This is a genomic window from Aestuariimicrobium sp. p3-SID1156 (assembly GCF_025144225.1).
Lineage (GTDB): Bacteria > Actinomycetota > Actinomycetes > Propionibacteriales > Propionibacteriaceae > Aestuariimicrobium.
In genome coordinates, this window is record NZ_JALXXB010000008.1 from 42,589 (window position 1) to 63,556 (window position 20,968).

At 68.5% G+C, this 20,968-nt stretch carries 16 protein-coding genes and 2 tRNA genes; 9 read left to right on the plus strand and 9 right to left on the minus strand.

Annotated elements, in window-relative coordinates; genetic code table 11:
- Nucleotides 1–21: 21 nt before the first annotated feature.
- A complete protein-coding gene (locus M3G03_RS09590) occupies nt 22–1,971 on the plus strand; it encodes a cation-translocating P-type ATPase (protein WP_259809479.1) in 1,950 nt (649 codons plus the stop codon).
- A gap of 102 nt (nt 1,972–2,073) precedes the next feature.
- Here M3G03_RS09590 and ettA read toward each other — a convergent pair whose 3' ends face one another.
- From ettA to M3G03_RS09615, 5 genes are all read right to left on the minus strand, one after another.
- Nucleotides 2,074–3,756, minus strand: coding sequence for an energy-dependent translational throttle protein EttA (gene ettA / locus M3G03_RS09595; protein ID WP_259809480.1), 1,683 nt, complete (start codon nt 3,754–3,756; stop codon nt 2,074–2,076).
- A 146-nt stretch (nt 3,757–3,902) separates the two neighbouring features.
- Complete coding sequence (locus tag M3G03_RS09600) at nt 3,903–4,391, minus strand: single-stranded DNA-binding protein (protein ID WP_259809481.1); 489 nt, start codon at nt 4,389–4,391, stop codon at nt 3,903–3,905.
- A gap of 153 nt (nt 4,392–4,544) precedes the next feature.
- Nucleotides 4,545–6,155: a GTPase gene (locus M3G03_RS09605; RefSeq protein ID WP_259809482.1), complete on the minus strand. Its 1,611-nt coding sequence runs from the start codon at nt 6,153–6,155 to the stop codon at nt 4,545–4,547.
- Nucleotides 6,155–8,086 (minus strand): dynamin family protein, encoded by a 1,932-nt coding sequence (locus M3G03_RS09610; protein ID WP_259809483.1) that lies wholly within the window; start codon nt 8,084–8,086, stop codon nt 6,155–6,157. The genes M3G03_RS09605 and M3G03_RS09610 overlap by 1 nt, the downstream gene beginning before the upstream one ends.
- Before the next feature lie 64 nt (nt 8,087–8,150).
- A complete protein-coding gene (locus M3G03_RS09615) occupies nt 8,151–9,470 on the minus strand; it encodes a PrsW family intramembrane metalloprotease (RefSeq protein ID WP_259809484.1) in 1,320 nt (439 codons plus the stop codon).
- Nucleotides 9,471–9,546: 76 nt separating this feature from the next.
- Here M3G03_RS09615 and M3G03_RS09620 point away from each other — a divergent pair.
- The 3 genes from M3G03_RS09620 (at nt 9,547) to M3G03_RS09630 (ending at nt 10,521) form a co-directional block, all read left to right on the plus strand.
- Nucleotides 9,547–9,619 (plus strand) — tRNA-Arg (locus tag M3G03_RS09620).
- A gap of 76 nt (nt 9,620–9,695) precedes the next feature.
- On the plus strand, nt 9,696–10,370 hold the full coding sequence (orn, locus tag M3G03_RS09625; RefSeq protein WP_259809485.1) for an oligoribonuclease: 675 nt from the start codon (nt 9,696–9,698) through the stop codon (nt 10,368–10,370).
- Nucleotides 10,371–10,445: 75 nt separating this feature from the next.
- A tRNA-His gene (locus tag M3G03_RS09630) sits at nt 10,446–10,521 on the plus strand.
- On the opposite strand, the gene M3G03_RS09635 is transcribed toward M3G03_RS09630, so the two are convergent.
- Nucleotides 10,514–11,422 (minus strand): recombinase family protein, encoded by a 909-nt coding sequence (locus M3G03_RS09635; RefSeq protein WP_259809486.1) that lies wholly within the window; start codon nt 11,420–11,422, stop codon nt 10,514–10,516. The genes M3G03_RS09630 and M3G03_RS09635 overlap by 8 nt on opposite strands.
- 11 nt (nt 11,423–11,433) lie before the next feature.
- On the opposite strand from M3G03_RS09635, the gene M3G03_RS09640 reads away from it, so the two are divergent.
- From M3G03_RS09640 to M3G03_RS09650, 3 genes are read left to right on the plus strand one after another with little or no spacing between them, the layout of a single operon-like run.
- On the plus strand, nt 11,434–12,402 hold the full coding sequence (locus tag M3G03_RS09640; protein ID WP_259809487.1) for a hypothetical protein: 969 nt from the start codon (nt 11,434–11,436) through the stop codon (nt 12,400–12,402).
- Nucleotides 12,403–12,409: 7 nt separating this feature from the next.
- Nucleotides 12,410–12,763: a helix-turn-helix transcriptional regulator gene (locus M3G03_RS09645; protein ID WP_142113285.1), complete on the plus strand. Its 354-nt coding sequence runs from the start codon at nt 12,410–12,412 to the stop codon at nt 12,761–12,763.
- A complete protein-coding gene (locus M3G03_RS09650) occupies nt 12,760–14,655 on the plus strand; it encodes a cation-translocating P-type ATPase (protein WP_259809488.1) in 1,896 nt (631 codons plus the stop codon). Before M3G03_RS09645 ends, M3G03_RS09650 begins: the two co-directional genes overlap by 4 nt.
- A gap of 120 nt (nt 14,656–14,775) precedes the next feature.
- Here M3G03_RS09650 and M3G03_RS09655 read toward each other — a convergent pair whose 3' ends face one another.
- Entirely contained in the window at nt 14,776–16,032 is a 1,257-nt protein-coding gene (locus M3G03_RS09655; protein WP_259809489.1) for an extracellular solute-binding protein, read from the minus strand.
- A gap of 151 nt (nt 16,033–16,183) precedes the next feature.
- Here M3G03_RS09655 and M3G03_RS09660 point away from each other — a divergent pair, with 151 nt between their 5' ends.
- Together M3G03_RS09660 and M3G03_RS09665 are read left to right on the plus strand one after the other, a co-directional pair.
- Nucleotides 16,184–17,026, plus strand: coding sequence for a Gfo/Idh/MocA family oxidoreductase (locus M3G03_RS09660; protein WP_259809490.1), 843 nt, complete (start codon nt 16,184–16,186; stop codon nt 17,024–17,026).
- The gene (locus M3G03_RS09665) at nt 17,011–18,027 is read left to right on the plus strand and encodes a LacI family DNA-binding transcriptional regulator (protein WP_259809491.1); all 1,017 of its coding nucleotides are present in this window, start codon (nt 17,011–17,013) and stop codon (nt 18,025–18,027) included. Before M3G03_RS09660 ends, M3G03_RS09665 begins: the two co-directional genes overlap by 16 nt.
- Nucleotides 18,028–18,035: 8 nt before the next feature.
- On the opposite strand, the gene lpdA is transcribed toward M3G03_RS09665, so the two are convergent.
- Nucleotides 18,036–19,430, minus strand: a complete 1,395-nt coding sequence (lpdA, locus tag M3G03_RS09670) for a dihydrolipoyl dehydrogenase (protein WP_259809492.1) — start codon at nt 19,428–19,430, stop codon at nt 18,036–18,038.
- Between the two features lie 26 nt (nt 19,431–19,456).
- Nucleotides 19,457–20,959 (minus strand): leucyl aminopeptidase, encoded by a 1,503-nt coding sequence (locus M3G03_RS09675; RefSeq protein ID WP_259809493.1) that lies wholly within the window; start codon nt 20,957–20,959, stop codon nt 19,457–19,459.
- Nucleotides 20,960–20,968: the final 9 nt, after the last annotated feature.

The following is a 20,968-nucleotide window of genomic DNA, read 5'->3' on the forward strand; positions in this document are numbered from 1 at the left end:
GATCACGAGGAGGCACTCACCATGACCACCACACCTTCCACGAGGAACCTCTGGGAACGGCTGGCCCATTCGCGCTGGACGGTCTCGGCGACGGCCTCCGGGCTGATCCTGCTGTCCTTCCTGGCCAGCACCCTGGACTGGACGCTGACCGGCGACATCCTGATGGTCGCCGCCGCACTGGTCGCAGGCGCTCGCATCGCCCACGGTGCGGTGCGGGCCCTGCGGCAGCGCTCCATCGGCATCGACCTGCTCGTCACGATTGCTGCCATCGGCGCGGTCTTCCTGCGCAACTACTGGGAGGCGGCTGCGGTCACCACCTTGTTCGCGATCGGCCATGCGCTGGAGGAGGTGACCCTCGCCAAGACGCGGAAGGCCCTGTCCGACCTGGTGGATTCCGCCCCTGACCGGGCCCTCGTCCTCCGGGACGGGCAGGAGGTCGACGTGCTCGCAGGCGAGGTGCTCCCCGGCGAGACCGTTATCGTCAAGGCCGGCGCGGTGGTGCCGGTCGACGGGAAGGTCCTCTCCGGCGAGGCCTTCGTCAGCGAGGCGAACATCACGGGCGAGTCCCTGCCTGTCACCAAGTCCGCCGGCGAGGACGTCTATGCCGGAACGGTCCAGTCCAGCGGGCACCTGCGTGTCCTTGCCAGGGCGGTGGGCGGGGAGACCACCCTGGCTCGCATCATCCGCCGTGTCGAGGATGCCCAGGACGAGAAGGCGGCCACGCAGACGGCCATGGAGCGCTTCTCCGCCTGGTACACGCCCGGCATCATCCTGCTGGCCATCATCAGTGGCCTCATCACCCGCGACCTCGAGCTGGCGCTCACCCTGCTGGTCATCGGCTGCCCCGGCGCGCTGGTGATCTCGATCCCGGTCGCCATCGTGGCAGGTGTGGGCCGCGGCGCCCGCGACGGCGTCCTCATCAAGGGCGGGGAACACCTCGAGGGCGCAGCCTCCATCGACACGATCGCCTTCGACAAGACCGGGACGCTGACCTACGGTCATCCTCAGCTCACCGGCGTGACCACCCTGGATCCCGAACTCACTGACGAGGACGTGCTCCGCTTCGCGGCGAGCGCCGAGGTGGGCAGCGGTCATCCTCTCGCTGGTCCGATCGTCGACGCGGCTCGGGCGTCCGGGCTGCCGATCGACGACGAAGAGGCCGAGTTCCAGCCGGTCGCCGGCCAGGGCATCAGCGTCAGGACGCAGGGCCGACACGTCGTGGTCGGTCGCCCTGCCCTCCTCGCTGCTGAGTTCCCCGGCCTGGACGTCTCCGCCGCGGAGAAGGCAGTCGCGGCTGCTGGCGAGGACGGCCAGACGGCGATGGCCGTCGGTGTGGACGGTCGCATCGCCGGCATCGTGTCGGTCGCAGACACCATTCGTCCCGACGCCGCTGCCACCCTCCAGCGCCTGCGCGGGATGGGAATCAGGAACCTGGTCATGCTGACCGGGGACCGCGAATCCGTGGCACGATCGGTTGCTCGCCAGGTCGGTGTGACCGACGTCCGTGCCGGACTGATGCCGGAGGAGAAGCTGGACGCGATCCGTGCCCTGCAGGGCGAAGGACATCGGGTGGCCATGGTCGGCGATGGCGTGAACGACGCCCCCGCACTCGCCACCGCCGATGCAGGCATCGCGATGGGTGCCGCCCGCAACGGCCTCGCGGTCGAGACCGCCGACATCGCCCTGATGGGTGATCAATTCGGTCGCCTCGCCGATGCCCTGGGGCTGGCACGACGAACGGTTCGGGTCATGCGGGGCAACATCGCGATCGCGATGGTGACGGTGGCCCTGCTGATCCTCGGCGTCTACCTGGGCGGGGTCACGATGAGCATCGGGATGCTCGTCCACGAGGCGTCCGTGCTGGTCGTCATCATCAACGCAATGCGACTGCTGCGCCGTCGCGAGACCTCACATCAGGGACCCACTGCCGCCGTGGAGTCGCGGGTCGAGGCGACCACTGTGGCCGCATGACCCCGGGCCCGATCACCACACGGGCCATCACCACACAGGACAGCACCCCCGATCCGGATGGGATCGGGGGTGCTGTCATCTGCGGGCTCGATCAGCCGAGGATCAGTCGCGGGTCAGTCGACGATGCTTGGAGGCGTGCGGACGGGCCGCCTCAGCACCCAGGCGCTCCACCTTGTTGGCCTCGTAGTCGGCGAAGTTGCCCTCGAACCAGAACCACTTGGACTCATCCTGCTCGGTGCCCTCCCAGGCCAGGATGTGGGTCGCGGTGCGGTCCAAGAACCAGCGGTCGTGGGAGATGACCACAGCACAGCCCGGGAACTCGAGCAGGGCGTCTTCCAGGGAGGACAGGGTCTCGACGTCCAGGTCGTTGGTGGGCTCGTCGAGCAGCAGGACGTTGCCGCCCATCTTCAGGGTCAGCGCGAGGTTCAGGCGGTTGCGCTCACCACCGGAGAGGACGCCGGCCTTCTTCTGCTGGTCGGGGCCCTTGAAGCCGAAGGAGGCCACGTAGGCGCGCGAGGGCATCTCGAAGCTGCCCACCTTGATGTAGTCCAGCCCGTCGGAGACCACCTCCCAGACGTTCTTCTCCCCATCGATACCGGCCCGGGACTGGTCGACATAGCTGAACGAGACGGTCTTGCCGACGTTGAGCTCGCCGCTGTCGGGCTGCTCCTCGCCCACAATCATCTTGAACAGGGTGGACTTGCCCACTCCGTTGGGGCCGATGACGCCGACGATGCCGGCGCGGGGCAGGGTGAAGCTGAGCTGGTCGATCAGGACGCGGTCGCCGAAGCCCTTGGTGAGCTTCTTGGCCTCCAGCACGTCGGCACCGAGGCGTGGGCCGGCCGGGATGTTGATGTCGGCGGTGTCGATCTTGCGGTTGCGTTCGGCCTCGGCCGCCAGTTCCTCGTAGCGCGCCAAGCGGGCCTTGGACTTCGCCTGGCGGGCCTTCGGGCTGGAGCGGACCCACTCGAGTTCGCGCTCGAGGATCTTGGCTCGCTTGGCGTCCTTCTGGCCCTCGATCTGCAGGCGCTTGCGCTTGGTCTCCAGGTAGGTGGAGTAGTTGCCCTCGTAGGGGTGCAGGCGTCCGCGGTCGATCTCGCAGATCCAGCCGGCCACGTTGTCCAGGAAGTACCGGTCGTGGGTCACGGCCAGGACGGCGCCGGGGTAGTTCTTGAGGTGGCCCTCCAGCCAGTTCACCGACTCGGCGTCCAGGTGGTTGGTGGGCTCATCGAGGAGCAGCAGGTCAGGCTGCTGGAGCAGCAGCTTGCACAGCGCCACGCGGCGACGCTCACCACCGGAGAGGACGTTGACGGGGGTGTCACCGGGCGGGCAGCGCAGGGCCTCCATGGCCTGCTCGAGCTGCGCGTCGACATCCCAGGCGTTGCGGTGGTCCAGTTCGGTTTGGAGCTTGCCCATCTCCTCCATCAGGGCGTCGAAGTCCGCGTCCGGGTCGCTGAACTCGTTGGAGATCTCGTCGAAGCGCTTCAGCATCGACTTGGTGTCGGCAACGGCCTCCTCCACGTTCTCCCAGACGGTCTTGTCCTCGGTGAGCGGCGGTTCCTGCAGCAGGATGCCGACGGTGGCGCCCTTGGCCAGCTGCGCCTCGCCATTGTTGGGCCTGTCCAGCCCGGCCATGATCTTCAGCATCGTGGACTTGCCCGCCCCGTTGGGGCCGACGACGCCGATCTTGGCGCCCGGGAGGAACGACAGCGTGACGTTGTCGAGGATCACCTTGTCGCCAACGGCCTTGCGGACGTTGTGCATGGTGTAGATGAATTCAGCCATCGAGGATGCGATTCCTTTGCGTGGACGGAGCGCCCCTGCATTGTCGGCGGACTGTCGGGGGCGATACAGGCACTGGCCAGTATGCCAGCCCGCCCGGGCCCCGCGCCGGGCCGACCTCGCGGCATCGGCGCGGGACGCGGCATCCCTCACACGGTGGCCAGGTCCTCCTCGACGGCCTCGGTCTCCTCGTCCTCCTCCATCGGGCTGGTGGGGCTGGTCGGCACGGTGGTCGTCGAGCCATTGGGGGGCACCGGGGTGGATGCCTTCTCCGCTCCCCATTCCACCGGCTCTGCCTTCATGAAGGCAGTGGTCCCGCGGGTCAGGTCGTGACCGAGGGCGCTGGCCTCCACGACCAGCCGATCGACCCGATCCCCGTCCGGGGTGTGCCAGGTCTGGGTCCGCAGCCGGCCGGTGACGACGACCGGGTCGCCCTTGCGCAGGCTGTCGCGGACGTGTCCCGCAGTGCGGTTGGTCGTCCGTACCGTCATCCAGGTGGTCTCCCCATCGGTCCACTCCCCATTGCGCAGGATGCGTGGGGTGCAGGCCAGCCGGAAGCGGGCGACGGCCCAGCCATCGCCCTGGTGGTACTCAACGTCGGTACCGACATTGCCGGACAGGTTCACGAATGCGTCCATGGTGGTCTCCTTGTCTTGCGCGGTTCGCGACAAGGTCATGCAGTCATCACAGGTGTTTGCGATAAATGGACAACACTTCGGCCCACATGGACAACACTCCACTGGCCCGGGACGACACCTGACTGAGGTGTGACAACATCCCAGACCACACCGTCAGCGGGCTCGGGCGATGGCCTTACGCGCCTGCTGCAGCCGTCGGAGTTCGGCATTCACCGGTTCGACCACCTTGGCCAGGGCCACCTGCTCGATGGAGCGGTGGAGGACCTGTTCGGCGCGTCGCCCCTTGGCGCGTGCGGTGATCTCCACCAGGACCCTCGATATCCCTGCCAGCACCAGCCCGCCCGCCACGCCACCGAGTACCAGCCAGGTCTGCAGGGGGATGCTGCGGTAGCGGCGGGTCGGCAGCGGGGGCATCTGGAAGTAGGCCAGGGCGAAGTCGACAGCCAACCAGCCCAGGCCCGCCAGCACGCAGGCAAACAGGATCCACTGGATGACCTGGATGAAGCGCCAGTAGCCGAAGCCGCGATCCATCGCAAGGTCAGTGGTGGCCACCGCACGGTCCAGGTCGTCGGGGAGGGTCTCGGCATGGGTGAGGGAGGCGCGTCGCACCGACTGCGCCCAGCCACGCGGCATACCAGCCGCCACCTCGTCGGAAACCTCGCGGATCGCCGAATCCACCCGTGCCTTCGAGGCCCCCTGCCCCCGGGGCAGGGCGGTGCGCTGGACGCGCGCAGGTTCCAACTCGTGCTTGCGATCGGCCTTCGGGAGGGCCCCGAGACGCAGCCGACGCAGGGGGTCCGGCCGCAGCGAGGCGAGCCAGGACAGGGCCGGCCACCCGGTGATCAGCGAGCCGCGACGGCGAGTCGCCCCCATCACCGCCTCGGCCACCACGGGCGCCCCGGCAGCGGCGGCCAGTGAACGGGTCAGCTGCCTGCTCCGGGCCTCACTGACAGCTCCGGGCGCCTCCTTCCCGAGGGAATCGGCCAGCAATCCTGCCGCGTGGTCGACATCCTGGGAGAGCCTGGTGGCAGCCACCTTCTTGTCGCGCACCATGCCCGAGAGCAGTTCGCGCACCTGGGCCACACCCTGTCCAGTCCGCGCGGAGAAGGGCTGCAGCCTCGCCTTGCCCAGGCCTTCGCTGTCCAGCAGTCGACGCAGGTCCTTCACCACGTTGTCGGCCTGCTCCGGCGCCAACGTGTCCACCTGGTTCAGCAGTACGAGCATCACGTCAGAGTGGTGGGCCATCGGCACCAGGTAGCGGTCGTGGAGGGCGGCATCCGCATACTTCTGCGGGTCGACCACCCAGATCAGCATGTCGACCAGCTGCACCATCCGATCGACCTCCATGCGGTGCGCGGCCTGGGTGGAGTCGTGGTCCGGCAGGTCGAGCAGGACCAGGCCGTCGAGTCCCTTGGGCACCTCGCTCACTTCATGGCGCCGGGGCACGTCGAGCCAGTCGAGCAGCTCCGAACTCGGGGCGCCACCGAAGCTCGCGGCCATTGCCTTGGAGGTGGTGGGTCGCTTCACGCCGGGCTCGGCCAAGGGCGCCCCGGCAATCGCATTGAACGTGGACGACTTGCCCGACCCGGTCGCCCCCGCCAGGGCCACCACGGTGTGGTTGCCCGAGAAGGCCAAACGTCGGTCCACCTTGTCCAGCAGGGTGGAGGTCTGGTCGATGAGCTGGTCCTCGCTGCGTCCCCGGGCCAGATCGGTGGCCTCGCGCAGGGCGGTGATGCGCTCAGGAAGTGGGCGCTGGCGGCTCATCAGCGTCCCCCCTGCCCGTTCCACTGTTGTCCGGGCCAGGCATGCGGGGATTCCTCGACCAGTTCGGCCTCCAACACCTCGTCGTCGGTTCGGGGGACGCCCAGCTGGTGCAGACGGTGATCCTCCATCTGGCCCGGCCCGATCGCGGACTGCTGGGCGGTGGGCAGGGAGTGCTGCCCGGCCTCGATGGCGGCCTGCTCCTGTGCGCTGGCGATCGCACGTCCGCCGGATTCCAGCGAGGCCTCCACCGACGCGGCCGCCTCGGTGATCGCGGCCGCATTCCCGGCACGCTCCCCCGCTTCGGCCAGGACACGGTCGTAGCGAGCGAACTCCTCCATCATCAGCGCATCGACGCGCTTGTCGAGGTCGCTCTTGGCCGTCTCGGCGAGCTTGCGCACGGCATCATCACCCATCAACGCCTCGAGGAGTCGCTGGGCCACCACCGAGGTACCGCCAGCGATGCCGATCTCGGCGCCGGTGAGGCCGCCGGTGTGGGCGAACACCATCACCATCAGCGCCACCGAGGCACCGTTCACCCCGAAGGCGAGCAGTCGAGCCCGAGAGCGCTTGGACATCCCCTGGGAGGAGACCAGCTCGATCACATCCCCCTGCCAGTCGCGCACCATGCGTGCGACCTTGCCGGGGAGTTCGGCCGAGGCCCGCGCGAGGTCGTCGCCCTGGCGCTGTGCGTGCTGACGCAACAGTTCACGCCCTGCCGGGGTCGACGCCCAGGCCAGTTCGGCTCGTTCGGCGGCAGCGGTGGCCTCCTCGCGGACCAGGGCCTCCAGCCCGTTCTCGACGGCGACCTTCATGTTGTCGACCTCGGGTGGCTTGCCGGCGATGGCACCCCAGACCCGGTCGCGCAGCCAGCTGATCCTCTGCTCCACGGCACGCATGAACTCGCCGGTCCCGACGAACTCGTGCCAGCGGGACAGCACCTCGCCCCGCATCAGGGTGCCATCGCTGGTCTGCACGGCCACCGAGCGCGAGGCCTCCTGGTAGGAGGCCAGGGCATCCTTGCGGACCTGGACCAAGGCCTCGTCCTGGTCCTCGACCGCGTGGGCCAGTGCCGGGGCCTGGTGGACGAGGTTGCCGATGGCGCCCTCGAGGGTCTGCATGACCAAGGCAGCCTTGGTGCTCTGGTCCCCAGCCAGAGTGGCCAGCCAGCCGCGGATTGGCGAGACGGCCGAGTCAGGCAGGAAACCCTGCTCGTCGGTGGCGGTCTCGGGCACTGTGAACAAGGCGGACTCCCCCAGGCCGCGCTCGGTCATCATCTGGCCCAGATGCGGGGGGACGTCCTTCATTGCCGCGGGTGGGACGCGGTTGAGCACCACGGCCACCGCTGCCCGCCGCATCACGGCCTGCCGCAGGTAGTCCCACGGCACGGCGTCGGCATAGCGCGCCGCCGAGGTCACGAAGAGCCACAGGTCTGCGGCCTGCAGCAGCTGGGCCGCCAGGATGCGGTTGTTCTCCTCCACCGAGTCCACGTCCGGGGCGTCGATGAGCGCCAATCCCCTGGGCAACGAGGCCTCCGCGACCAGCTGGATGGAACGCGTGTCGGCCGAGGGGACCTTCGCCCTGATCAGGCCGGGCAGGATGCGTTCGTCATCGAACCAGTGCTCGTCATCGGGATGGTGGACCAGCACTGGGCTCTTGGTGGTGGGGCGAATCACACCGGGTGTGGTCACCCTGCGTCCAATCAGCGAGTTGACCAGGGTCGACTTGCCAGCGCCGGTGGAACCGCCCACGACGCAAAGCAGCGGGGCCTCGATGCTGTCCAGACGCGGGAGGATGTAGTCGTCCAGCTGCTTGGTGAGGTCGCGGGCCAGGCGCTGGCTCCCCTCGGCACCCGGCAGCGGCAGCGGCAGGTGGACGGCAGCCAGCTGCTCCCGCAAGCCGCGCAGTGACTGGGCAAGTTCCTTGGTCGACACGCCCACCATCGTGGCATGACGCGCCGAGGTCGCGGGGCAAGCGGGGTGATCGGGACGCCGGAACTCAGCGATGGGTGCGGACCGGCACCGGTGCCAGCTGCGGCGTCCGGTGGCGACGCAGGAACTTCGGCAGCGGGGGCAGCACGATCGGCTCGGACGCGCGGGTCACCGCGACGGCACGGTCTGCGTTGATGGCATCGACCAGGTCGCGGGCCCGGTCATTGCCGGCCTCGTCGACCAAGCCACGCACCATGGCATCACGCAGGTAGGCCAGCTCGGTCATGGTGCCGATCATCCGCCAGGTGGCCGGGACACGGGAGGGCTGGAAGAGGGAGATGAAGACCAGCCTCGGGCGGGTGAAGGGGCCCGAATAGGTCTTGGGGTCGTCCGGGAGCAGCCAGCCGGTGCGCACGTAGTCGGTGAGTCGAGCACGGATGCGGCGCATCTCGGTGATGAGATGGCCGATCAGCATGATCAGGATCATCAGCACCACACCCAGCGCCATGAACCAGTAGATCTTCGACTGCTCCAGCGGGACCGTGGAGGCAATGCCGTTGAAGATCATGTGCCCCAGCGCCGAGAAGCAGAAGCCGGCCAGGGGCGCGCAGACGCGCACGAGCTTGGAGCGATGGCGAAGCCCCACGACCAGCCCGAAGGCGGTCATCGAGGTGAACAGCGGGTGGCCGAAGGAGGTGTAGACACCACGCAACATCACCAGCTGCATGACCTCGCCGATCGGGTCCTCAATGCCGGGCACCTGGGTGGCGTAGTTGTAGGCACGGGCGTAGTAGACGATGTTCTCCACGAAGGCGAAACCGATCGCCGAGAGGCCGGCCAGGGGGATCAGCTGCAGGCTGCTGACCAGGCGGTACCGGATGAACAGCGCGAGCCCGAACAGGATGGTGACCTTGCTGATCTCCTCCACGAAGGGCGCTGAGAAGATCGCTGCCCGGGCACCGGTGTCAGGGTCCTGCCCGGTGACCCCCATCCTCTCCCCCGCCCAGGAGTTCACGTGCATCGAGAACCAGGTGGAGAGGCAGCCTCCCCACAGGAAGGCCATGACGTAGAGCGAGATGTTGAGCGTGCGGAAGCGGTCGAGCCAGATGAACAGGGCTGACCAGACCAGGGCCGTTGGCCAGGCCCACTTGGCGGCCTGGACGAAGATCTCGCGCGGAATGCCATACGCGATGCTTCCATCCGGCAACTCGATGTCGCGGTGCATCATGGCGTACATGTCGACCAGGGCCAGCAGGCTCAGGATCGCGATGGCGAGCAGCCCCCAGGTGTAGCCACTGGTGAGCACACGCTTCCACAGCGGACCGCTGCGACGGCGGGGCAGGCCGTTGAGCGCACGGGCACGCCGTTCGAGCTTGGGGGTCAGCATGCGCCCCAGACTAGCGAACGGCCGGACTGGCGAACGGGTGGTGAACCGGGCCGGGGCGATATGCTGGACCACCGTTGCTCCCGTAGCTCAATGGATAGAGCACCGGCCTTCTAATCCGTAGGTTGCAGGTTCGAGTCCTGCCGGGAGCGCACCGCACCCAGCGCAGCTGTAGTGTCTATCACGCGCAGCCCGCGCCTTTTCCACGATCCAAGGAGCCAGTCCCCCGTGAGTGCCACCAGCGAAACGCTCGTCTGGATCGACTGTGAGATGACCGGGCTCGACCTGGGCGCCGATGCCCTCATCGAGGTTGCCGCACTGGTCACTGACTCCGAGCTGAACGTGCTGGGCGAGGGCGTCGACGTCATCATCAAGCCCACCGACGAGGCGCTGGCGCAGATGAACGACTTCGTCCGCGAGATGCACACCAGATCCGGCCTGCTCCACGAGTTGGCCTCCGGGATGTCCATGCGCGAGGCGGAGGAGGCAGTGCTCACCTACGTGCGCGAGCACGTGCCCACAGCCCGCAAGGCGCCTCTGGCCGGCAACACCATCGGCACTGATCGGATGTTTCTGGCCCGCGACATGCCCGAGCTCGAGGGATGGGTGCACTACCGCAATGTCGACGTGTCCTCCATCAAGGAGCTCTCGCGCCGCTGGTTCCCCAAGGCCTACTACAACTCCCCGGCCAAGTCCGGCAACCACCGCGCGCTGGCCGACATCCAGGAGTCCATCGAGGAGCTGCGCTACTACCGCGAGGCCGTCTTCGTGCCCGCCCCCGGTCCCTCGACCCAGGACCTCAAGCCCATCGCCCGTCGCCACCAGGGCGCCCTCACCGGCGCTGTGGCGGCCGACCTGGGCCATCGGGCAACAGAAGGCGCTGAGGACAACCCCGCCACCTGAATCCCGATTGGCTTTCAGCCGATGGAATCGGTAGAGTTCTCCGAGCCGGTTCGTCCGGTGTGATGTGTGGACGTGGTGGGTATAGCTCAGCTGGTAGAGCACCTGGTTGTGGTCCAGGATGTCGCGGGTTCAAGTCCCGTTACTCACCCCAAACGGATCAGGTGTGAACTTGCGACCAAGGGGCCACCCTTGGTCGCGGTTCGCGCCTGGCCCATTTTCTTCGCCTCGGCGGCCCAGCTCAGGGCGTCGGCGTGGAGGCCGGAGAGGCTCAGTCCGTCATACGGGTTCCGGTAGCCGACGCGCACGTCGTTGTCCTCGTCGATGTAGATCGCCCTGAACAGTGCTTGGTTGCACAGTCGGCGGTTCGCGTCGTCGGCGTGCTCGTAGAGGTCGGCTGCGTTGGACAGCAGTTTCAGCGAGTCGTCGAGGTTCGCCCGCGCGTCGGCATAGTGGCCGTGGTGAGCGGTGATCCGGTGCTCGATGGTCTCCAACGACGCGGTGATCCGGTCCTGCTCCTTCTTGAGCAGGTCGAGCGGGATGGCTCCGGCGTAGTGGGCTTGCAGCAACTTCTGCTGCTCGCCTTCGAGTTGGGTTCTCCGGGACGCGAGGTCGGCAAGTTCGGCGGCTCCTTCGGCCATCATCTCGTCGAACCGGGCATGGATCATCGCCGAGACCGCCTGCGTCGTCTCGGGATCGAGCTGCACCTTGGCATAGAAGCGCTCGATGAGCCGTTCGACCTGCTCGATGAGCATCGCCTGCCGGGTGCAGTCGCCTCTGCCACCATGCCTGCTCGCGCACACGAAGTACGGGTAGATCGTGCCCTGGCTGCTCTTGGCGTTGCACACCAGTAGCCGCGAGCCGCACTGGCCGCAGAACACCGTCCCCTTCAAGTAGTGCTCGTGGACTTGCGTTGCATCTGCTGCCGAGCGGTGCGTGCCGAGCACGGTCTGCACCTGGTCCCACACCTCGTTGGGGACGATGGCCTCGTGCGCTCCGGCATAGGTGACGCCCTGGTAGCGCACGCTGCCCTTGTAGTACGGGTTCGTCAACATCCGGTGTACCGATGAACTCCACCATCGAAGTCCTCGAAGACGCAGGTCTCCTCATCGACGATAGGGTGCCGTCCTTCACCAAGCTCTTCGCACGCAAGACCCAGGCCCTTCCCGAGCCGATGCGATCGCAGCTTGAGCTCTGGCGCGACATCATGGTCGACGGCTCCAAGACCCCGCCGCAGCGCCAGCCCCGCGACACGATGACGGTCAAGGGTCAGATGTATGGCATCCTCCCCGCGATCACCCGCTGGGTCGAAGACGGGCGCACCAGCCTCGTCGGCATCAGCACCGAGGACATCCTCGCCATGCTCCCCGACGATCCCTCGCGCCGTCACACCATGATGCTCGGCTTCCGCACCCTGTTCACGATCCTGCGCGGCCGCAAACTGGTCTTCCTCGACCCGACGAAAGCGATCCCGCTGCGCGGCCCCAAGCGCAACATGCCGCTGCCGATGGAACCCACCGCGATCCGCGACGCCCTCACCAACCCCGACCCCGCGATCGCGCTGGCCGTCTCACTCATCGCCTTCCACGCCCTGACCACACAGCAGGTCCAGCACGTCCAGCTCACCGACATCATCGACGGGCGACTGCGGATGCCCGATGGCCGGTCCATCCCGCTCGCGAAGCCGGTCCGCGTCCGCCTCACTGCCTGGCTCGACCACCGAGCCAAACGCTGGCCGGAAACGAAGAATCCCTACCTGCTCGTCACCATCCAGACCGCGCCCCGTCTCTCACCGCCCAGCCGGAACTTCCCCTGGAAGAAAGCCGGTGTCACTGCCCAGGCGCTGCGCACCGACCGGATTCTCTACGAGGTCGAACAGACCGGCGGCGACGTCAGACGCGTCTGCGACCTCTTCGGCATCGGCATCGAGACCGCGCTGCGCTACTCGGCCACGATCCTCGAACCACCCACCCCAGGCGAACGCGCCCCGACACACACGGGAGAGATCGACAACGAGTCAGCATCCAGTGTATAGTCAGTGCATGCTGACTATTACTTCGCGTCTCGACGTCATGAACCGGCTCGGCCGGGCGATGGCGGACCCGACGCGCTCCCGGATCCTGATGACCCTGCTGGACGGCCCGAGCTACCCGGCGGTGCTCTCACGCGGGCTGGAACTGACCCGCTCGAACGTCTCGAACCATCTGACGTGTCTGCGCGACTGCGGCATCGTGGTCGCCGAGCCCGAGGGCCGGCAGACGCGCTACGAGATCGCGGACCCGCACCTGACCGCGGCGCTGACAGCGCTCATCGACGTGACGTTGGCCGTCGATGAGAGCGCCCCGTGCCTGGACTCGGCCTGCACCGTGCCGGGATGCTTCGGGGCGGGCGCGTGAGCGCCGCGTGCGGCTGCGACGAGCCGACCACCACCCCGGAAACCGAGGAAGTAGAGCGCCGGTGGTGGCGAGACCGCGGGATCATGGTGCCCGTCTTCTCCGGCGTCGCGTTCGGCACCGGACTGGTCCTGGAGTGGGCCGGGGCAGAGATCGCGGCTGTGGTGGCGTTCTGGATCGGCCTGCTGCTGGGCGCATCGACGTTCACGCCCGGCGCGATCCGGAACCTCGTCACGAAGCGCAAGCTCGGCATCGGCCTGCTGATGACGATCAGCGCCGTCGGCGCGGTGATCCTCGGCTACGTCGAGGAGGCCGCCGCGCTGGCGTTCCTCTACTCGATCGCCGAGGCACTGGAGGACAAGGCGATGGACCGTGCCCGCGGCGGACTGCGGGCGCTACTCAAACTCGTCCCGGAGACCGCGACCGTCCGCAGTAACGGCGCCTCGGTCGAGATCCCGGCGAAAGACCTCACCGTCGGGCAACTCATGCTCGTCCGCCCCGGTGAACGGATCGCGACCGACGGGATCGTCCGGTCCGGGCGCTCCAGCCTGGACACCTCGGCGATCACCGGAGAGTCGATCCCGGTCGAAGTCGAGCCCGGCGACACGGTGTCGGCCGGGGCGATCAACGCCGCCGGAGCCTTGGAGATCGAGACGACCGCGGCAGGCACCGACAACTCCCTCACCACGATCGTCGAGCTCGTCGAGCAGGCGCAGGCAGAGAAAGGCGACCGTGCCCGTCTCGCGGACCGGATCGCCCGCCCGCTGGTGCCCGGAGTGCTCGTGCTCGCCGCCCTCGTCGCACTCATCGGCTCGCTGCTCGGCGATCCGGAACTGTGGATCACCCGCGCCCTCGTCGTGCTCGTCGCCGCGTCGCCATGCGCGCTGGCGATCTCCGTGCCGCTCACGGTCGTTGCCGCGATCGGCTCGGCCAGCCGGTTCGGCGTGATCATCAAATCCGGCGCCGTCTTCGAACGCTTCGGCACCATCCACCACATCGCCGTGGACAAGACCGGCACGCTCACCCGCAACGAACCGACAGTCACGGCCGTGCTCACAGCGGACGGCGTGACGGAAGCACAGGCACTTCACTGGGCGGCGGCCCTGGAACAGCACAGCACCCACCCGCTGGCCGCAGCGATCACCGCCGCAGCACCAGAAGCACCCGCGGCCGAGGACGTAACCGAGCAGGCCGGGCACGGCATCGAAGGCCATCTCAACGGCACGAAGATCACCGTCGGCAGCCCTCGCTGGCTCGACCCCGGGACGCTCCGCGACCAAGTCTCGGACCTGGAGGAGCAAGGCATGACGGTCGTTGTCGTGCACCGCGACGGCGTGCCGGTCGCCGCGATCGGGGTTCGCGACGAGCTGCGCCCCGAGGTCCCCGAGGTCGTGCGCACCCTCACAGCTCAGGGCGTCGGGGTGACCATGCTCACCGGCGACAACACCCGCACCGCCCACGCGCTGGCCGCGCAGGCCGGGATCGAGGACGTGCGCGCCGAGCTGCGCCCCGAGGACAAATCCGCCGCGATCTCCGAACTCGGCAGGACCGGCTCGGTCGCGATGATCGGCGACGGCATCAACGACGCCCCGGCCCTGGCCGCCGCGGACATCGGGATCGCCATGGGAGCGACCGGCTCGGACGCCGCGATCGAATCCGCCGACGTCGCCTTCACCGGCCACGACTTGCGGTTGCTCCCACGCGCGTTCGCCCACGCCCGCCGCGGCAGGCGCATCATCAACCAGAACATCATCCTCTCGCTGCTGATCATCACCGCACTGCTCCCGCTCGCCCTCTTCGGCATCCTCGGACTCGCCGCCGTGGTCCTCGTGCACGAGATCGCCGAGGTCCTGGTGATCCTCAACGGGCTCCGCGCCGCACGCGGGAAACGCTAGACACAGAGCCGCCCACCGCGCTCCACCACCACATCCGAGCACCGGCAGAACAGGGTGAGGTCGCATCTTCCGTGAAGATGGGGCCCCCCCCCCCCCCCCCCCGCGCGCGTGATGGGCCGATCAGCCCTTCAACAGGTCGTTGCACTCCTTCTCGGCATCGGAGAGGGCCTGGTCAACGGTCTTCTTGCCCTGCAGGGCAGCCTGCAGGTGCGGGACCAGGGCAGCCATCACCTGGCGTGCCTTGGGGTTGACCTCGCCGGCCCGGGCGTATTCCAGGGCCTTCTGGAAGGTGGCGTTCATCGGATCACTGGCGTCCACCGTGGCGTCCGAGCGGGCGGGGAAGAAGCCGGCTTCCTTGGCCAGCTTCGCGGCGACATCGGCCGAGGACAAGTACTTCAGGGCGGTGTTGGCGCTCTCGTCGTCCTTGCCGATGGAGGTGCGGGTGAGCAGGCCGGGCAGGCCGAAGGTCACCTGCTCCTTGCCCTTCAGCGGCATGCCAACCTCGACGGCGTCCTTGCCCAGCGCCTTGACCATGACCTCGGCCTCGGTCTTGTTGAGGGCGTAGCCCATGGCGGTCTTGCCGGAGGCCAGACCGCCGCCCTCAACCTTGTTCGGCTTGGTGGCTGCGTCAGCGGGCAGCCCCTTGGCCTTCTGCAGGTCGACGAGGAACTGCAGGGTTTCCTTGCCCTCGGCGCTGTTGAACGCCACGGTCTTGCCGTCCTCGTTGAAGACCTTGCCACCGGCCTGCCACAGCAGCGGGTAGAAGGAGAGGTTCAGTGTCATGGAGGGGTCACCGGAGTAGTCCATGACCGCGACGCCCTTGGCAGCGAGCTTGGGGGCGGCCGCCTTCACTTCCTCCCACGTGGTCGGCAGGGAGCTGATGCCGGCATCGGTGAACGCCTTCTTGTTGTACACCGTGGTGGTGATGGTGTGGTAGATCGGGACGGCGTAGATGTCGCCGTCGACGGTGGCTGCCTCGATCGCCGAGGGGAGGAACTTGCTCTGGTCGTCGATCCCGCCCTTGGCGGACTTGAGGCCACCGGAGGCATGGTACTGGGGGATCTGGTCCGGACCGAGCAGGACGAGGTTGGGGCCCTTGCCCGAGGCGATCGCCGTGGCGATCTTCTCGTCGCGGCCATCCCAGGGCTGCAGCTCGATGTTCAGGTCGATGTTCGGGTTCTTGGCCTCGAAGTCCTTTTCGGTCTGGGACCAGAACTGCTCGCTCTTGCCCGAGTCCGCGATCACCGGGTACATCCAGACGGTGACCTTCTTCTTCTCACCCGACGTGCCGCTCCCGTCATCCGAGGAGGAGCAGGCAGTGAGGGGAGTGATGGCCAGGGCAAGTGCCGCACCGAGGGCGACAATACGACGCTTCATGCAAACCTCCATTGGTTCACGTTCAGACATGTGGCTGCCCGGGTGAGCAGCCGTCGAAAACGTTTACTAGAGTGACTGTAGCGTGGGGCTTCGACGCCACGCAATGGGCCGCGACGAGATCGTTACAAATCCGACAACGAAGGGGTTGACCATGCTGAGGCTGGGCATCGTGGGGACCGAAAGTTCGCACTGCGCAGAGTTCCTGACCTTCCTCCGCTCACCCGAGGGGGCCAGCGCCGCGCAGCTGGCCGCCGTGTGGCCGGGGGCGGGCGAACCGGTCGAGGGCGCCGACATCGTGGGACGCCCGGAGGAGCTGCCGGGCCGGGTCAATGCGGTGGCTCTGTTCGCGCGGGACGCGCGTGAGCACCTCGAGCTCGCGGCCCCGCTGCTGTCAGCCGGTCTGCGGGTCTTCATCGACAAGCCACTCGCCGCCAGCGTCGCTGATGCCGAGCGGCTGCTGGAACTGGCCGCACGCCATGGGGGAGCGGTGACCTCGTTCTCGGCCCTGCGATGGGCACCGGAAGTCCTGGCATGGAGCCGGGAGGTGGCCCGGGCCCGTCGTGAGGGGACGCTGCTCGAGGTGGGCGCCGCAGGAGGGGCGAACCCCAGCGATCCCCACGCAGGCGCCTGGTTCTACGGGGTGCACCCGGTGGACATGCTGGCCTCGGCGGTCGGCGAATCCCTCCTGACCGGGGAGGCGACCCTGACCCACCAACCCGGCCTGGTCGAGTCGCACTGGTCGGTCGACGGAACCGAGCTCGGCCTGCGCCTGGAGGCCAACCAGGCGGCCCCCTTCAGGGTGTGGTGGGCCGCGCGTGACGGGAGCCGAAAGGAAACGGTGGTACCGGTGGGTGCCGGGTACTTCACCACCGCTGCCGAACGCATCCTCGCCTTCCTCTCCGGCAACCCGAGCGTGGGCCCCGAGGAATGCCTTGCGGTGGTCGCGCGGACCCAGGAGTTGGTGGCTACACTCCGTCCATGGCCGGAAACCTGAAGCAGGTCGCCAACCGCGCCGGCGTCTCTCTCGCCACCGCCTCACGGGTGCTGTCGGGCAGCGACTACCCGGTCAGTGCCGAGCTGCGAGAACGTGTGCTCGCCGTCGCGGCCGAGATGGACTACGTCCCCAATGCGCACGCCCGCGCCCTCATCCAGGGCGCCCAGCGCACGGTGGGCATCCTGGTCGGTGAGGTCGGTGATCCCTACTTCGATGCGATGCTCAACGGCGCCCACCGGGTCGCCACCGAGGAGTCGTGCCTGGTCACCATCGTCAGCACCGGCCGTGACCCCGAGAAGGAGCTTGAGGGGTTCCGGCTGATGCAGTCCCACGGCTCCACGATCATCGTGGTCGCGGGGTCGGGCCTGCACGACCCGGCCTACCAGGAAGCCCTGAGCGCGCGCATCCGCTCCTTCACGGGGAGGACGGTGCTGATAGGCCGCCACGCGCTCAGCGAGGGGGTCAGTGCCATCCGGGTGGAGGCCGACAACGTCGGGGCCGGCCGCATGCTGGGGGAGCACCTGCGTGAACACGGCCACCGTCACGTCGGTGTCATCTCGGGTTCGGGTCGGGTGACCTCGACCGGCGACCGGATCGAGGGCCTGGCCCAGGGGCTGGGTTTTCGTCCCCAGGTCCTGGAGGTGCCTGCCACGCGCGACGGCGGCTACGAGGCCACCGCCCGCTTGCTGGAGGGGCAGCACGACCTGACCGCCATCGTCGGCACCGCCGACCAGATGGCCATCGGTGCGCTGGCCTACTGCGCCGACCATGGCATCTCGGTGCCCCATGACCTGTCGGTCGCGGGCTGCAATGACATCTGGGTGGGGCGGGAGCTGACTCCCTCCCTGACCACGGTGCACATCCCGCTGGAGGAGATGGGGGCCGCGGCCCTGCGCCTGGCGCTGAGCGACGACGTGCGCTCCACGGTGCAGAGTTTCCCGGTACAGCTGGTGGTGAGGAACTCCACCGGCCCCTCACCCGACCTCACGTCGCCGGCGTAAGGGCTCCTTCAGGCGTGTGAGTGCAGGGGACGCCCGGCCAGCGCGAGACAGGCCTCCCCCAAGGCCTCGCCCTGGGTGGGGTGGGCGTGCAGCAGCGAGGCGACGTCCTCGGGCAGCGCCTCCCAACCGGCGGCCAGCTGCGCCTCCCCGATCATCTCGCTGACACCCTGCCCGATCATGTGGACGCCCACGATGGGGCCGTTCTCGAGCCTGAGCACCCGCACGAACCCGGACGCTCCGCGAATCAGGCTGCGGCCGTTCCCCGCGAGGTTGTAGTCCTGCTTCAGCACAGTCCCCAGCCGTTCGGCGGCGGCCGTGGTCAGGCCCACCGAGGCGACCTCGGGGTTGGAATAGGTGACCCGGGGCAGGTCCCGATCCCTGGGCAGCGTGGGGGCCCGATCAAGCCTGCCCATCTGGTGGGCGATCACCTCGGCGACGACCATGCCATGGGCGAAACCGCGATGGGCGAGCTGCAGCCCGGCGACCACGTCACCGACGCCGAACACCCCCCGCACGGAGGTCATCAGGCGGTCGTTGACGCGCAGGTGACCGCGCTCCAGGGTGACGCCGGCTTCGGCCAGCCCCAGCCCGGCGGTCCGCGGCTCGCGTCCGACGGCCACCAGCACCACGTCGGCGGCCAGCGCGGAACCGTCCGCGAGCCGAATCGTCGCGTCCGCCTCGGTGGTGTCGATGCCGGCCACCGTGGCGCCGAAGCGGGTCTGGATGCCGCGCTTGCGGAAGGCCCGCTGCAATCCCTTGGAGAGGTCGGGTTCCTCGGTGGGGATCAACCGGTCCAGGGCCTCCACGATGGTGACCTCGACGCCGAGGGAGCGCCAGGCCGAGGCGATCTCCACCCCGATCACGCCACCACCAACCACCACGGCCGTCCCCGGCAGTTCGGTGAGGCGCAGGGCGTCGTCGCTGGTCAGCACGCGCTTCCCGTCGATCGGGAGCCCCAGCGTCCTAGGCTGTGAGCCGGTGGCGACCACGACATTGCGGCCCCGCACCACCTCGTCGGCGATGCGAACACCGAGCCCCTCTCGATCACTCACCAGCGTCCCGTGGCCGCGCACGACCGTGACGCCCGAAGCGCCCTCGACGAGCCCGGTCAAACCCTTGTGCAACCGGTCGATGATGCCCTGGCTCCACGCCTGCAGCGCGCCCGCGTCCACGCCGGAAAAGCTGGTCGCCACTCCCATCGACGACCCCTCGCGGGCGAGGTCGGCGACCTCCGCAGCGTGCAGCCAGGCCTTGGTGGGGATGCAGCCCCGGTGCAGGCAGGTCCCACCGAGCTTGTCGGATTCGACCAGCGCCACGTCGAGGCCGAGCTGGCTGGCGCGCAGGGCGGCGGCGTAGCCCGCCGAGCCCGCTCCGAGGACGACGACGTCGTGGCGCTGGTTCATCGGGGGTTCCTGCTCACGAGTCAGGCTCAGAGAGCCATGTGCTGGGCGAGGGCGACCAGGGTCCGGACGCCGAAGCCGGTGCCTCCGGCGGGGATCTCGGCGTAGGCGTCCTTGTCGTTCCAGGCCGGGCCGGCGATGTCCAGATGCGCCCAGCTGATGCCGTCGGGCACGAAGGTCTGCAGGAACGCACCGGCAGCCAGCGCCCCGCCGTAGCGGTCACCGGAGCTCTTGACGTCGGCGATCGAGGACTTCAGGCCCTTGGCGATGTGGTCGGGAATCGGGAGGTGCCAGAAGGGTTCCCCGGCGACCTCGGCGGCGTCCAGCACCGTGTCGGCGGTGAGGTCGTCGTTGGCCATCAGGCCGGCGATGCGGCGACCCAGGGCGACCATGCAGGCGCCGGTCAGGGTAGCGACGTCCACGACCAGGTCGGGGTTGTCCTCCCCGGCGCGGGCCAGCGCATCGGCCATGACCAGACGGCCCTCGGCGTCGGTGTTGGCGTTCTCGACGGTGGTGCCGCCGTACATGGTGAGCACGTCGCTGGGGCGGTAGGCACTGCCCGAGGGCATGTTCTCCGCCATCGAGGCGTAGGCGATCACGCGCACCGGCAGGCCGAGGGTGGCGATGGCGGCGGTGGCGGCCAGGACGGCGGCGGCACCGCCCATGTCGCACTTCATGTCGTACATGCCGTCAGCAGGCTTGATGTCCAGGCCGCCGGAGTCGAAGGTGATGCCCTTGCCGACCAGGGCCAGGGTCTGCTTCGCGCCACGCGGGGAATACTCGGCGCGGAACAGGCGGGGCTTGCGCTCCGAACCGCCGCCGACGGCCATGATGCCGCCGTAACCGCCCTTGGCGAGGGCCTTGTCGTCGAGGACCTCCACGTTCACCTTGAGCGGCTTGAGGTATTCGGCGGCATCGGCCGCGAAGGACTCGGGGTAGAGCAGGTTCGGGGGCAGGTTGACCCAGTCACGCGCGGTGGCGACAGCAGCGGCGATGGCGGTGGCGCGCTCGACCGCGTCCCCGGCCTTCGCGTTGTTGGAGATGATCTCGATGACCGGCCCGGCAGCGCGCTGGTCGCGTCCCTGCTTGGCGATGGAGTAGGCACCCAGGATGGCGCCCTCGGCAGCGGCCTGGATCAGCTCGGGGTCGACGATGTCGAAGCTCACGGCGATGTCGCCGGTGACCTTCTCCTTGCCCACGATGCTGCGCAGCGCGCTCGCGGCGGCCTGGCGAACCTGGGCGGGGGTGACGTCGACCTCACCGACGCCCACCACGACCAGACGCCCCTCGGAGGTCTTCGGCAGCACGGTCACGGCGCCGAGTTCGCTGGTGGCACCGAGTTCGGTGGCGAGCTCCAACACGTCGCTGGAGAGCTGCTTGCTGTAGGCCTTGGAGAGGTTCGCGGGCACTCCCAGCAGGTTCGCGTCGTCACCGGAGCTGCTGGCCAGGCCCACGACGACCACGCCATTCGAGCGGGAGGGGGACTTGGCCAGCGAAACGGCTGGGGGAGTGTAGACAGTCAGTCGAGTCATGGCCCCCAC